Below are 12,548 nucleotides of genomic sequence, written 5' to 3'. Positions count from 1 at the left end.
GTCGCGGGGGGCCCGGTGTTGGGCGGCGCGGCCTACGTGGCGCGGCCGCGGGCGTAGTGGCGGCGGGCCTTCATGCGGTTGCCGCAGGTGGCCATGGAGCACCAGCGGGCCTGGTTCGCGCGGCTGCGGTCGACGAGGAAGAGCCGGCACTCCGGGTTGGCGCACGCCCGCAGGCGCCCGGGGGCGGTGCGGCGCAGTTCGTCCCAGGCCAGGACGCTGTGCACCGCGAGGCGGGCGTCGTCGGGGACGACGAGTTCCCAGTCGAGGGCGCCGGTGCCGAACGCGGGCACCTGGTGCACGCCGCGCAGTACCTCGGCGAGGACCTGGGCGGTGCTCTCGCCGCGTACGACCTCGTCGAGCAGGTGCCGGGCCCGTCGCACCGCGGTGAGCTCCGCCGGGGTCCCCGTGCCGCCGCGGTCGCGGAGCCAGGCCGTACCGGCGTCGTCCCCGGCCAGGGCGTCCTGCTGCTCGCCGTGCACGACCGGCCGGCTGTTGAGGAGGGCGAGCAGGAACTCGCTGTCGGCCATTCCGGTCTCCCTTCCGTCCCCCCCGGTGCGGGGAGGTCTCACCAGCTTAAGGCGTCGTCCAGGTTGGAAAGCACCGGGCGGGTCAGGGCCAGACGCAAACACTCCTAACCTCATCAATCGAATTGACAGGTTAGTGTGCATGGGCTTGGCTGGAGCTAACCGCACAGAGAGTCTTCGGAGGTCAGATCATGGTTCCCGTACGTCATCTCACCGTCACCGTCGCCGGGCAGGAGGTCTTCTACCGGGAGGCCGGACCGCGCGAGGCCCCCGTGATCGTGCTGCTGCACGGCTTCCCGACCAGCTCGCACATGTTCCGCAACCTGATCCCGCTGCTCGCCGACCGGTACCGGGTCATCGCGCCCGACCACATCGGCTTCGGCCAGTCCGCCATGCCGTCCCCGGACGAGTTCCCGTACACCTTCGACGCCCTCGCCGACATCACGCAGGGGCTCCTGGAACACCTCGGCGTCGAGCGCTTCGCCCTGTACGTCCAGGACTACGGCGCCCCGATCGGCTGGCGCCTCGCGCTGCGCGCCCCCGCCCGGATCACCGGCATCGTCAGCCAGAACGGCAACGCGTACACCGAGGGCTTCGTCGAGGAGTTCTGGAAGACGGTCTGGGCCTTCGCCGCCGATCCGAACCCCGAGAACGAGAAGGGGGCGCGGTTCGCGCTGAGCGAGGAGGGCACCCGCTGGCAGTACCTCAACGGCGTCCCGGAGCCGAGCCTGGTCAGCCCCGACACCTGGCTGCACGACCTGGCGCTGCTGAACCGGCCCGGCAACGACGAGATCCAGCTGCGGCTGTTCCGGGACTACCCCCGGAACGCGGAGATGTACCCGGCCGTCCACGAGTACTTCCGCAGCAGCCAGGTCCCGCTGCTGGCCGTGTGGGGCGCGGGCGACGAGATCTTCGGCCCGGACGGCGCCCGCGCGTTCCTCCGCGACCTCCCCGACGCCGAGGTCCACCTGCTCGACGCAGGGCACTTCGCCCTGGAGAGCCAGCTCGACACGATCGCCGGCTACATGCGCGGTTTCCTCGGGCGCATCACGTCCTGAGCCGCGGCGGCGGCCCGGGCACCGCGGACGAAGTCGGCGACGTCGGGGCGGGAGACCCGCTCGGGCCAGGCCAGGACGACCCGCGTCGGCGCCAGGTCCGCCACCGGGACGGCCACGGCCGACGGCCCGATCCGTCCGGCGGCGGTCGAGCCCACCACGGCGACGAGGCGGCCGAGCGCCACGCGGTCGACGATCTCGTCCAGCGTGGCGGCCGGGCACTCGCCCTGGTAGGCCGCCTCGTGCCGCAGATCGGCCGTGGTCACGAACGCGCGCGCCGCGAGGGCGTGCCCGGCCGGGAGCAGGGCGACCGGCTCCTCCTCGGTGAGGTCGGCGGTCCGCAGCCCGGTCAGGTCGTCGGTGCCGGCGCACAGCACGGCGACGTCAGCGCTGCCGTCCCGCAGCGCGGCGGGCTGGTCGTGGGTGAAGACCAGGTCGACCGCCGGCCCCTCGCCGCCGCGCACCAGTTCACCGAGCAGCCCCGACGCGGTGCCGGGCCGCACCGCGAGCACCAGGCGGGCCGGTGCGGCGGCCCGCCGCGTGCGGCGCACCAGTGCGTCGAGGCCGTCCAGCGACCTGCGGCTCTCCTCCAGGAACACCGCGCCCGCTTCCGTCAGCTCGACGCGGCGGCTGCTGCGTTCCAGCAGCCGCACCCCGACCCGCCGCTCCAGCCTGCCGATGGCGCGCGACAGCGGCGGCTGTGCGATGCCCAGCCGCTCGGCGGCACGGCCGAAATGCAGCTCCTCGGCGACGGCGACGAAGTAGACCAGCTCACGGGTCTCCAGTCGATCCATACCTTCAGGGTATGCATGCTTGTCAAAGCGATCATCCCGCGGCCCCGGACGGGCCGTTCGCGTCAGGGCGCCGGTGTCCGGGGGAGCGGACGCGGTGATGGACACCGCGGGCCGCGTGCCGCCGGGCCCGGGGCGCGGGTGGTGTCCCGGGCCGGGTGGTGGTCGAGGTCGCCCGGGACGCCGCCCGCCCCGCGGGCCAGGGCGGGTGCGCGTAGCCTGGAAAGCCACCCGCCCCGGGCCCGGGGCGGGCCGTCTACCTGGTGAGACGCGGGTGGCAAGCATGGACTGTGCCGAACTCGACGAGGCGCCGGCGGACATCGCGCCCCTGCCGCCGGCGGACGGCTGCGCCGAATGCCTGGCGCACGGCCGGCATGACTGGGTGCATCTGCGGCTGTGCCTGGCCTGCGGGCGGGTGGGCTGCTGCGACAGCTCGCCCGGCAAGCACGCCAGCGCGCACTACGCGGCCTCCGGGCACCCGGTGATCCGCTCGTTCCAGCCGGGTGAGACGTGGCGGTGGTGCTTCGTGCACGGCACCGCGGGCTGACGCCGGCCGTTCAGGGCCCGGCGACCGGGTCTCCGGCCTGTGCGAGGCCGATGAACATGGTCCGGTGGAGGGACTCCACATGGTGCCGGGCGACCTCGGCCGCCGCGGCGGCGTCGCCCTTGCGCAGTGCGCGGACCAGTGCGCGGTGCTCCTCGTTGGAGGCACGCAGGGCGGCCATCGGGTACGGCAGGTAGTAGCGGTAGAGGTCGCGGACGACGGCCGCGTACGGGTCGACGGCGGCGGCAACGCCCGTCGCGGCGGCCACCGCGAGGTGGAAGCGCTCGTCGCAGCTGTGGAACTCCGCCCAGCCGGTGGCACGGTCCATCCGGTCGACCAGGGCGTCGAGTTCGCGGAGCGCGGGTTCGCCGGCGCGGCCGGCGGCGAGGTGGGCGATGCCGCACTCCAGGACGAGCCGGTGGTCGATCAGCCGGCGGACGGCGGCGGTGTCGGAGCGGTAGGTGCCGACCGCGCCGACCGCGTCCCTGGCGGGGTGCTCGGCGACCAGGGTGCCGCCGTTGCGGCCGCGGCGGCGCTCCAGCAGTCCGTCGTCGCACAGGGCCACCAGGGCGCGGCGGACCGTGATCTCACCCACGTCCAGGGCGGCGGCGATCTCCGCGGTGGGCGGCAGCCGTTCACCGGGCGCGAGCAGGCCGAGGTCGACGGCCATCGCTATCCGGGCCCGCACGGTGTCCAGGGCGGACAGCCGGCGGATGCCGCTGAGGGCGGGCGTGCTGAGTGCCGGTCCGGCGCCGCCGTCGCCCTGTGCGCCGCGCGCCGCGGCGTTCGCCGTGTCGTTCTCCGTGTCGGGCATGGGACCGACTGTAGTACCGGAAAACATCTCACCTTGAGCACTCTTGTTTATCTGATCAGAATGCTCTAATTTCCACTGCACTCGGAAGAAGCAGGTGAGCCCATGTCCCGACCACTGCCCGTGGCTCTTTCCCAGGCCCCGCCCCGTCCCGCCGGGGCACCCGTCCCCGGCTTCGCGGCGGAGGCGGGCGCCCTGCTGGAGCGCTTCCCGCAGACCCGGTTGCTCGTCTTCCCCGAACTGCACCTGTTCGGGGTGGACGGCGGCGGGGCGGAGAGCGAGCGGCAGTTGCGGGATGCCGCGGAGCCGCTGGACGGCCGGCTGGTGCGGGAGCTGGGCGAGCTCGCCGGTGACCTCGGCGTGTGGCTGCTGCCCGGCAGCATCTGCGAACGCGGCCCGGAGGGCGAGCTGTTCAACACTGCGCTCGCCTTCTCCCCGGAGGGGCGGCTCGTGGCGCAGTACCGCAAGATCTTCCCCTGGAGGCCCCGCGAGCCCTACACCCCGGGCGACCGGTTCGTGGTCTTCGACATCCCCGAGGCCGGCCGGGTGGGCTTCTCCATCTGCTACGACGCCTGGTTCCCCGAAGTCGCCCGCCATCTGGCGTGGATGGGCGCCGAGATGATCGTCAATCCCGTGATGACCACGACGTCCGACCGCGACCAGGAACTCGTCCTCGCCCGCGCCACCGCGATCACCAACCAGGTCTTCGTCGCGAGCGTCAACACCGCCGGCCCCGTCGGCACCGGCCGCAGCCTCGTCGTCGACCCCGAGGGCCGGGTCCGCACCGGGACGCCCGACAGCGCCGCGGCCGTCCTCACCGATGTGCTCGACCTGGACGAGGTGACGCGCGTGCGCACCTACGGCACCGCCGGGCTCAACCGCATGTGGTCGCAGTTCTCCGACACCGACCGGCCCATCGAACTCCCCCTCTACGACGGCCGCATAGACCCGCGCAGCTGGCCTCCCGCCCGCCGCGGCTGACCCCCCGGAGCCCACCCATGACCCAGCAAGCCGCGCCCGCGCTGGCCCGCACCCTCACGCTCAGAGCCGTCGTCTCCTTCGGCCTGGCCTACATGACGCCGCTGATCGTGCTGGGCACCTTCGGCGTCGTCGCCGACAAGACCGGCGGCGCGGTGCCCACCGCGTACGCGCTCGCGCTGGTCGCCATGCTGTTCACCGCCTACAGCTACGGCAAGATGGCCGCGGAGCACCCCGTCGCCGGCTCCGCCTACACCTATGTCCGGCGCTCCATCGACGGGCGGGCCGGATTCCTCGTCGGCTGGGCGACCCTGCTGGACTACTTCTTCCTGCCCATGGTCATCTGGCTGATCGGCGGCGCCTACCTCCAGGCGCAGTGGCCGGGGGTGCCGATGTGGGTGTGGATCATCGCCTTCATCGCCGTCACGACCCTGCTCAACCTGCTCGGCATCAAGGCGGCCGACCGCGCGAACTCCCTGCTGATGGCCTTTCAGATCCTCGTCATCGTCATCTTCGCGCTGCTCTCGCTGCGCCACGTCTTCCACACAGGCGGCGCGGGCGGCCTGTTCAGCACCACCCCCTTCCACAACGGCGCCACCACCCTGGCCGGCATCTCCGGCGGTGCGGCCGTCGCGGCGTACTCCTTCCTCGGTTTCGACGCCGTCACCACGCTCACCGAGGAGACGATCGAGCCCCGCAGGACGATGCCGCGCGCCATCATGCTGACCGCGCTCATCGGCGGCGGCATCTTCATCGCCCTGGCGTACACCACCCAACTCGCCCACCCCGGCAGCCACTTCGACGACCCCAGTTCGGCGGCCTTCGAGATCGCCAGGACCATTGGCGGCGACCTCTTCTCCTCGGTCTTCCTCGCCGGACTCGTCGTCGCCCAGTTCGCCTCGGGTGTCGCCGCCCAGGCCAGCACCTCCCGCCTGCTGTTCGCGATGGGCCGCGACAACGTCCTGCCGCGCAAGCTCTTCGGCTACGTCCACCCCCGCTACCTCACGCCCGCGTTCAACGTCCTGCTCACGGGTGCCGTCGGGCTCGTCGCGCTCCGCCTGGACGTGGCCACCTCGACGTCCTTCATCAACTTCGGGGCGTTCACCGCCTTCACTTTCGTCAACCTCAGCGTGATCGCGACGTACCTGCGCAAGCGCCGCGCCGGGCAGGCCCCCAGCCCCTTCGCCTGGGCCGTCGTGCCCGCCGCCGGCGCGCTGATCGACCTGTGGCTGCTGTTCCACCTCGACGGCAAGGCACTGACCCTCGGCGCGATCTGGCTGTTCCTCGGGGTGGTGTACCTGGCGTGGCTGACCCGGGGGTTCCGCACCCCGCCGCCGGAGATGACGTTCGACGAGAAGCAGAGCGCGCCGGAGCCCGTGTAGCCGGCTTCACGGTTCCGGCAGCGCTCCGGGGTCCAGGGCCGCGGGTTCGGCCGGCGGCCGCGGGAGCCGAGCCGTTCCGGCAGCAGGCGCTGGCGCTCCTGGGGCCCGCCGCAGAGGGCAGGGTGGTCAGCCCGCAGCCACTGGCCACGAGGTGCAGTCTCGCCGGCCGGTCCTGGGCGACGTGGACGACCTCCGGCCGTTCGTCCAGGCCCGGCCGCGCTCCCAGGAGCCGGTCCGGGCCGGACGTCGAACCGGCGATCCACTACTGCCCGCGCAGGGCTCGTCCGGAGCGCCAGCGAAGGAGACTCGTCGTCCGGCGCGCGGAAGGGCGGCGCCGACGACAGCGGGGGGAGGTCGACGGTCCGGCCCGCATCGCGCCGGCGCGGCACGCGGACGGCGCGCAGGCCCCGGACATCGAGCTGACCCCGATGCTCATGGACCTGCTGGGCATCAGCACACCGGGCTTCTCCTGCCTGGTCACGCTCGTGGCGCCGCGGAGCCGGGGCACGGTGCGGCTCGCCTCCGCGGACCCGGCGGCCGCCCCGCTCGTCGACCCGCGCTACTACGCCGCGGCGGCGGAGCGCGAGGTGGTCGTGGAAGGGCTGCGCAGGACCCTGGAGATGTGCGCGAGCCCCATCATGCGGGCGCTCATCGGTCCCGCGTCGTTCCCCACCGGGACGGACGACGCGTCACTGCTGCGGTCCGCCCGGGAGTCCACGGTCTCCATCAACCACCCCGCGAGCACCTGCCGTGCCGGCGACGGCGAGCAGTCGGTCGTCGGACCCGATCTGCGCGTGCACGGCACCACGGGGCTGCGCGTCGCCGACGCGTCCGTCATGCCCGCCATCACGCACGCCAACACGTACGCCCCGTCCGTGATGATCGGGGAACGCGCGGCCGAGCTGATCGCCCGGGAACGCGACGCGTGAGCCGCGGGGCGTCGGCGGACCGGCGGTCACGGCCGGCGGCGCGGCGGGTCGAGGGCGAACACCGTCAGCCACTCGGACTCGGCCGTGCGGTAGCCGAGGTCGGCCAGTGCCGGGGCCACCGCCCGCATGTGCTCGGCGCCGTAGACGATGCCGACCGTGAACGGTTCCTTGCGGCCGCCATGGGCGCGGTGGAACTCCTTCACCGCGTCCAGCAGGAGGCGGTCCCGCCGGTGCAGGATCACGTCCTCCATCCCCGTCATGACGTCGGCGGCGGCCTCCTCGGCGTCGGTGAGCAGGTCCTCGGTGCGCAGGTGCCGGGCCATGAACCGCCGCGTGCCGAGCAGCCGCATCCCCGCCGCGTAGACGGGCACCAGGGCGGCCACCGCGGCCCGCTCCCTGAACGGGACGTGCCGCCACCTGCTCTCGAACTCCTCGCCGGTCATGTCCGGGCACACCACCGGCACGCCCAGCGCGTCGTAGTCGATGTCCTGCACGACCAGGCCGAGCCGTTCGACGCCGTCCAGCCGCCGGTAGGACTGCGTGAGCGCCTCCGTGGTGGGCGACTCGCCCCTGATGCCCTCGGCGATCACCAGGTCGCACAGGGTGCGCAGGCGGGCGGTGACCTGGTCGTAGAAGGAACGTTCCCCCAGGTGCACCATCGGGAAGAGCACGAAGGACAGCCCACTGCCGCGCCTGCGGAAGCGGACGACCGCGGAACGCACCCCCGCCAGCTCGGGATGAACTGCATGCGGCCCCCCACACGGCTCCCCACCGCGCAGGACGCCTTCGGGGGAGCGGCCGGTTGCGCACGGGGGGCGGTCAGTTCGTGAACCGGGCCAGCAGGAGCGCGAGGCGGTCGGCGTGCCCTTCGCGGGGGAGGCGCCCGCCCCGGGTGAGGGTCACCAGGCCGTGCAGCGCGGCCCAGAACGTCTCCGTCAGCAGGCCCGGATCGTCCTGTCCGGCATGCGGGCGGACGGCCTCGGCGAGTTCGCCGAAGCAGGCATGGAGGGCCGCCGGAGCCTGCGGCGTGGCGAACGGCAGGTCCACGGCCCGGCCGAACATCGCGTCGTACAGGGCCGGGCGCCGCTCGGCGAAGCCGGTGTAGGCCGCGCTCACACCGGCGAGCGCGCCGCGGGCCCCGGGCGCCGCGACGCGGGCCGCGCGCAACTCCTCGGCCAGGTCGGCGAATCCCTCCACCGCGACCGCCGCCATGATGGCGTCCTTGCCCTTGAAGTGGCTGTACAGAACCGGCTGGCTGTACTCGACGCGCTCGGCGAGCCGCCGGGTCGTCACCGCGTCCCAGCCCTCGTCCTCGGCGAGTTCGCGGGCCGCCGTGATGATCAGCGCTTCCCGCTCGGCACGTTCGCGCTCCCGGCGCGTCCGGATGGTCATGGCCTCGATTCTAGCAGCGCTAGATTTCATGTCGACGCTCTGCTAGCGTCATTCTTGTTCCTAGCAACGCTAGCCAACGCAGGGGGAAACATGCTCAGCACCGTCGCCTACTCGCTCGCCGTCGTGCTCAACCTGTTCGTCCTCTTCATCGGGGGCCGCTTCCTCTTCGCCCCGCGCGCGGCGGCCGCCGGCTACGGCGTCCCGGCCGAGGGAGCCGGCGGCGCCTACCTGACCGTCAAGGGCCTGCGCGACGGCGCCTACGGCCTGCTCGGCCTGGCACTTCTGGCCTTCGTGGGCGCCGAGGCCGAGGCGTGGTACATGCTGGTCGTCGCCCTGCTGCCGCTCGGTGACACCTTGATAGTGCTCCGCAACGGCGGCACCAAGGCCGTCGCGTTCGGGATCCACTTCGCGACCGCCGTGGTCGTACTGATCAGCGCCGCCCTGCTCTTCGCCGTCTGACCGTCGTCCCACCGACCTGCGCCGAAAGGATCCGGCCGTGTCTTTGATCGTTCCCGGCTTCACCGAGTCCGTGGTCGTCCGCACCGCCGATGCCGAGGTCATCGGCCACGCCCCCACGACCATCCGGCTGTTGGCCGACAGCAGTGCCACCGGCGGGGCGCTGTCCACTCAGCGCGTCACGCTCACCGACGGCGCCAACGGGGCCAATCCGCACCACCACGCCAACTCCGCCGAGCTCTTCTACCTGCTCGACGGTACCGCCCAACTCCTGTCCGGCGAACAGGTCGTGACCGCCGAGCGCGGCGACCTCGTGATCGTCCCGCCCGGCCTCGCCCACGCCTTCGCCGCCGCCCCCGGCCACAGCGCCGACATCCTCATCGTGATCACCCCGGGTGTCGAACGCTTCGAGTACTTCCGCCACTTGGAGCGCATCGCCTACGGCAAGGTGCCGCCGGAGTCCCTGCTGGACGTCCAGGAGCTCTACGACACCTACTTCGAGACCAGCGCCCCCTGGAAGGAGGCCCGTTCCTGACGGTGCCACGCCGGCCGGCCAGGGGGAAATCCCGTTGGCCGGCCCGGGCACGCCCGGATACGGTAAGGGCACTTCACACAGCATGCTCCCTGGAACGACGCCGCAGAGCGGGAGCACGAACGCACCACGGGTGCGGGGCCTCGGAGGGGCGGCAGCGATGACGCCTGCCCTCCCGAAGGAGAACCGCACCATGAAGATCGGCCTCGGCCTCCCCGTCGACGACCCCTCCCGACTGCTGTCCTGGGCGCGGCGCGCCGACGCGGGTCCTTTCACCACGCTCGGCCTGCTGGACCGCCTGGTGTACGGCAATCCCGAACCGCTGGTCACTCTCGCCCTGCTGGCCGGCGCGACGACCCGGATCCGGCTCCAGACCGAGGTCCTCATCGCGCCGCTGCACACCACCGCACTCCTGGCCAAGCAGACGGCCACGCTGGACCGGCTCTCCGGCGGCCGGTTCACCCTGGGCATCGGGGTCGGCGGCCGCGAGGACGACTACCTCGCCGCCGGTGCCGACCCGCGGCGCCGCGGACGCCGGCTCGACGCGCAGATGGCGGCGCTGCGCCGCACCTGGGCGGGCGAGGACCACAGCACGGGCATCGGGCCGATCGGCCCCGCGCCGGCCACACCCGGCGGTCCCGAAGTGCTCTTCGGCGGCTTCGCCGCCGCCGTGACCGAGCGCGTCGCCCGCTGGGGTGACGGCTTCATCGGCGCCGGGCTGCCCCCGCGGTCGATGGACCGGCTCTTCCGGGACGTGGAGCGCGCCTGGGCGGCCCACGGCCGGGTGGGCGGCCCGCGCCTGCTGGCCCAGGTCAATGTCGCGCTCGGCACGGAGGCCGTGGTCGAGGAGGCGCGCGCGGGCATCGGCGCCTACTACGCGTTTACGGGCCACGCCGCCGGGATCGCCGCCGGCCTGCTGACCACGGAGCGGGCGGTCCGCGAGGCCGTCGCCGCGTTCGCCGCCCTCGGCGCCGACGAGGTGATGCTCTACTGCTGGTCGCCTGATCCGGACCAGGTCGCCCGGCTCGCGGACGCGGCCTTCTGAGGCCGGGCCGCCGGGCGTCCGGCCCGGCGGCCCGTTCCGGCAGCGCGGCCGAGCGCCGATAATCGAGGTATGAGTCAGCGCAATGCCTCGAACCCGACCCTGGGCGACTTCCTGCGGGCCTGCCGCGCGCGGGTGCACCCCGTCGAGGCGGGTCTGCCCGACGACGGGCGGCACCGCAGGGTGCCGGGGCTGCGGCGCGAGGAGCTGGCGCAACTGGCGAACGTCAGTGTCGACTACGTGGTGCGCCTGGAGCAGGGCCGCACGGCCAACGTGTCGACGACGGTGCTGGAGTCGCTCGCGCGGGCACTGCGGCTGCGCCCCGACGAGCGGGACTACCTGCTGCGGGTCGCCGAGGCGGGCGCGGCGTCCCACGCGCCGGCGCCGCAGCCGGCCGCGTCCGCCGTGCGGCCGCAGACCCGGACCCTGCTCGACGGCTGGGCCTTCCCCGCGCTGCTCCTGGGGCCCCGGCTGGACGTACTGGCGTGGAACGCGCTCGGCGCGGCTCTCCTGGGGACCGATTTCGGCGCCCTCCCGGAGGACGAGCGCAATCTCGTGCGGCTGGCGTTCCTGGACCCCTCGTACCGTGAGCTGTACGCGGACTGGCGGCACGTGGCGCGCGAGTGCGTGGGATATCTGCGCATGGGCACGGCCCACGACCCCGGGGACCCGCGGCTGCTCGCACTCGTCGCGGAGCTGTCCGCCGCCGATCGCGACTTCCGCCGCTGGTGGTCGGACCACCGGGTGCGCACGCGGGCGGTGGGCACCAAGAGCTTCCGGCACCCGGTCGCGGGCGCGATGACGCTCGACTTCCAGAGCCTTGTACTGGGGGACGAGCCCGACCGGACGGTCTTCGTCTACACCGCGCAGCCGGACACGCCGTCCGCCGAGGCGCTGCGCTTCCTGGCCACGTGGTCCTCGGCCCCGGCGGCCGCGCGGCGCTGACGCACGCCCGCGGCCCCGGCGCACGCTCCCCGGCTGCCTGGTAACGCCGGTCCCAGGCAGGCGTCTCCTACGGTCGAAGCGTCTCTGGCCCCCCGTCGGCGGCCGCCGCACGCTGGGTGCGGATCGGTGAACCGGCCGATCCCCGTACCCAGAGGAGCACTTCACATGACCACGTGGTTCATCACCGGCACGTCCCGCGGTTTCGGTCTGGAGATCGCGCGGCAGGCCCTCGACCGGGGCGACAACGTCGTGGCCACGGCCCGCGATCCGCGCCCCCCGCGGGACGCCCTGGCCGGGCACGGCGACCGCCTGCTGACCGTGCCGCTGGACGTCAACGACGAAGGGCAGGCGAAGGCCGCCGTCGACGCGGCCGTCGAGCGGTTCGGCGGCATCGACGTCCTGGTCAACAATGCGGGCCGCGGCCTGCTGGGCGCGGTGGAGGAGACCAGCGACGCCGAGGCGCGGGCGGTCTTCGACACCAACGTCTTCGGCCTGCTGACGGTGACCCGTGCCGTGCTGCCGGTCATGCGGGCGCGGCGCGCCGGACGCATCATCAACCTGAGCTCGGTCGGCGGGTTCGTGGGCTGGGCGGGCTGGGGCCTGTACTGCGCGACCAAGTTCTCCGTCGAGGCCGTCACCGAGGCCCTGCGACTGGAGCTCGCCCCGCTGGGCATCCAGGCGACCTCCGTCGAGCCGGGCCCGTTCCGCACCGACTTCCTCGACTCCTCCTCGCTGCACCGCACCGAGCGGGTCATCGGCGACTACGAGGAGAGCTCGGGCGGCATGCGCGCCTGGGCCGACGACAGCAACCACGCCCAGGACGGCGACCCGGTGAAGGCGGCGGCTGCCATCATCACCATCGCCGGTGCGGAGCGGATGCCAACCCGTGTGCCGCTGGGCAAGGCCAGCGTCGCCGACGTCGAGAACAAGCTCGCCGAGGTCGCGCGCGACATCGACACCTGGCGCGAGGTGGCCCTGTCCACGGACTTCGCCCCCTCGGCCGGATGACCGGCGCCCGCGCGCGCCCGGCCCCGACCGCCCGTGCGGCCGGGGCCGGGCGCTTCGCGGGGGCGTTCCGCTGCGTGATGTGCCGTCATGTCACACTCCGACCCCGACAATTGCTGAAATAAATTGGCCTCTCGTGACCGGAGTTGAACGCTTCCGCCC

At 73.3% G+C, this 12,548-nt stretch carries 15 protein-coding genes; 10 read left to right on the top strand and 5 right to left on the bottom strand.

All coding sequences use genetic code 11. The annotated features are described in order from the left end of the window. Positions 1-32: 32 nt before the first annotated feature. On the bottom strand, positions 33-527 hold the full coding sequence (locus ACIP64_RS15065) for a CGNR zinc finger domain-containing protein (RefSeq protein ID WP_401585925.1): 495 nt from the start codon (positions 525-527) through the stop codon (positions 33-35). Positions 528-715: 188 nt separating this feature from the next. Between ACIP64_RS15065 and ACIP64_RS15060 the strand changes: the two genes are divergently transcribed. Next, positions 716-1,582, top strand: coding sequence for an alpha/beta fold hydrolase (locus ACIP64_RS15060; protein ID WP_401585922.1), 867 nt, complete (start codon positions 716-718; stop codon positions 1,580-1,582). Here the strand turns inward: ACIP64_RS15060 and ACIP64_RS15055 are convergent. After that, a complete protein-coding gene (locus ACIP64_RS15055; RefSeq protein WP_401585919.1) occupies positions 1,546-2,373 on the bottom strand; it encodes a LysR family transcriptional regulator in 828 nt (275 codons plus the stop codon). The two genes, ACIP64_RS15060 and ACIP64_RS15055, sit on opposite strands and share 37 nt — an antisense overlap. Positions 2,374-2,653: 280 nt before the next feature. Between ACIP64_RS15055 and ACIP64_RS15050 the strand changes: the two genes are divergently transcribed. Continuing rightward, the gene (locus ACIP64_RS15050; RefSeq protein ID WP_401585916.1) at positions 2,654-2,917 is read left to right on the top strand and encodes a UBP-type zinc finger domain-containing protein; all 264 of its coding nucleotides are present in this window, start codon (positions 2,654-2,656) and stop codon (positions 2,915-2,917) included. A gap of 10 nt (positions 2,918-2,927) precedes the next feature. Here the strand turns inward: ACIP64_RS15050 and ACIP64_RS15045 are convergent, their stop codons facing one another. Then, positions 2,928-3,728, bottom strand: coding sequence for a FadR/GntR family transcriptional regulator (locus ACIP64_RS15045; protein WP_401585913.1), 801 nt, complete (start codon positions 3,726-3,728; stop codon positions 2,928-2,930). Between the two features lie 102 nt (positions 3,729-3,830). On the opposite strand from ACIP64_RS15045, the gene ACIP64_RS15040 reads away from it, so the two are divergent. From ACIP64_RS15040 to ACIP64_RS15030, 3 genes are all read left to right on the top strand, one after another. Next, on the top strand, positions 3,831-4,706 hold the full coding sequence (locus tag ACIP64_RS15040) for a carbon-nitrogen hydrolase family protein (RefSeq protein WP_401585910.1): 876 nt from the start codon (positions 3,831-3,833) through the stop codon (positions 4,704-4,706). Positions 4,707-4,723: 17 nt separating this feature from the next. Continuing rightward, complete coding sequence (locus ACIP64_RS15035) at positions 4,724-6,085, top strand: APC family permease (RefSeq protein WP_401585907.1); 1,362 nt, start codon at positions 4,724-4,726, stop codon at positions 6,083-6,085. Positions 6,086-6,207: 122 nt separating this feature from the next. Continuing rightward, entirely contained in the window at positions 6,208-7,014 is an 807-nt protein-coding gene (locus ACIP64_RS15030; RefSeq protein ID WP_401585904.1) for a GMC oxidoreductase, read from the top strand. Between the two features lie 26 nt (positions 7,015-7,040). On the opposite strand, the gene ACIP64_RS15025 is transcribed toward ACIP64_RS15030, so the two are convergent. After that, positions 7,041-7,736 (bottom strand): hypothetical protein, encoded by a 696-nt coding sequence (locus ACIP64_RS15025; RefSeq protein WP_401585902.1) that lies wholly within the window; start codon positions 7,734-7,736, stop codon positions 7,041-7,043. A 97-nt stretch (positions 7,737-7,833) separates the two neighbouring features. Next, entirely contained in the window at positions 7,834-8,406 is a 573-nt protein-coding gene (locus ACIP64_RS15020; RefSeq protein WP_401585899.1) for a TetR/AcrR family transcriptional regulator, read from the bottom strand. Between the two features lie 90 nt (positions 8,407-8,496). Between ACIP64_RS15020 and ACIP64_RS15015 the strand changes: the two genes are divergently transcribed. The 5 genes from ACIP64_RS15015 to ACIP64_RS14995 all read left to right on the top strand — a co-directional run bounded on the left by ACIP64_RS15015 (position 8,497) and on the right by ACIP64_RS14995 (position 12,389). Continuing rightward, complete coding sequence (locus tag ACIP64_RS15015) at positions 8,497-8,865, top strand: DUF4267 domain-containing protein (protein WP_401585898.1); 369 nt, start codon at positions 8,497-8,499, stop codon at positions 8,863-8,865. A gap of 37 nt (positions 8,866-8,902) precedes the next feature. Beyond that, positions 8,903-9,397 (top strand): cupin domain-containing protein, encoded by a 495-nt coding sequence (locus tag ACIP64_RS15010; RefSeq protein ID WP_401585897.1) that lies wholly within the window; start codon positions 8,903-8,905, stop codon positions 9,395-9,397. 190 nt (positions 9,398-9,587) lie between these two features. Continuing rightward, the gene (locus ACIP64_RS15005; protein WP_401586505.1) at positions 9,588-10,439 is read left to right on the top strand and encodes an LLM class flavin-dependent oxidoreductase; all 852 of its coding nucleotides are present in this window, start codon (positions 9,588-9,590) and stop codon (positions 10,437-10,439) included. A 69-nt stretch (positions 10,440-10,508) separates the two neighbouring features. Continuing rightward, positions 10,509-11,381 (top strand): helix-turn-helix domain-containing protein, encoded by an 873-nt coding sequence (locus ACIP64_RS15000; RefSeq protein ID WP_401585894.1) that lies wholly within the window; start codon positions 10,509-10,511, stop codon positions 11,379-11,381. A gap of 165 nt (positions 11,382-11,546) precedes the next feature. Beyond that, a complete protein-coding gene (locus ACIP64_RS14995; RefSeq protein WP_401585892.1) occupies positions 11,547-12,389 on the top strand; it encodes an oxidoreductase in 843 nt (280 codons plus the stop codon). Positions 12,390-12,548 lie beyond the last annotated feature (159 nt).

This window comes from Streptomyces sp. NPDC088733 (assembly GCF_044751185.1).
In the GTDB taxonomy this organism is placed as follows: Bacteria; Actinomycetota; Actinomycetes; order Streptomycetales; family Streptomycetaceae; genus Actinacidiphila.
The sequence above is the reverse complement of the archived record's forward strand: the minus strand, read 5'-3'. Positions and strand labels throughout refer to the sequence as shown.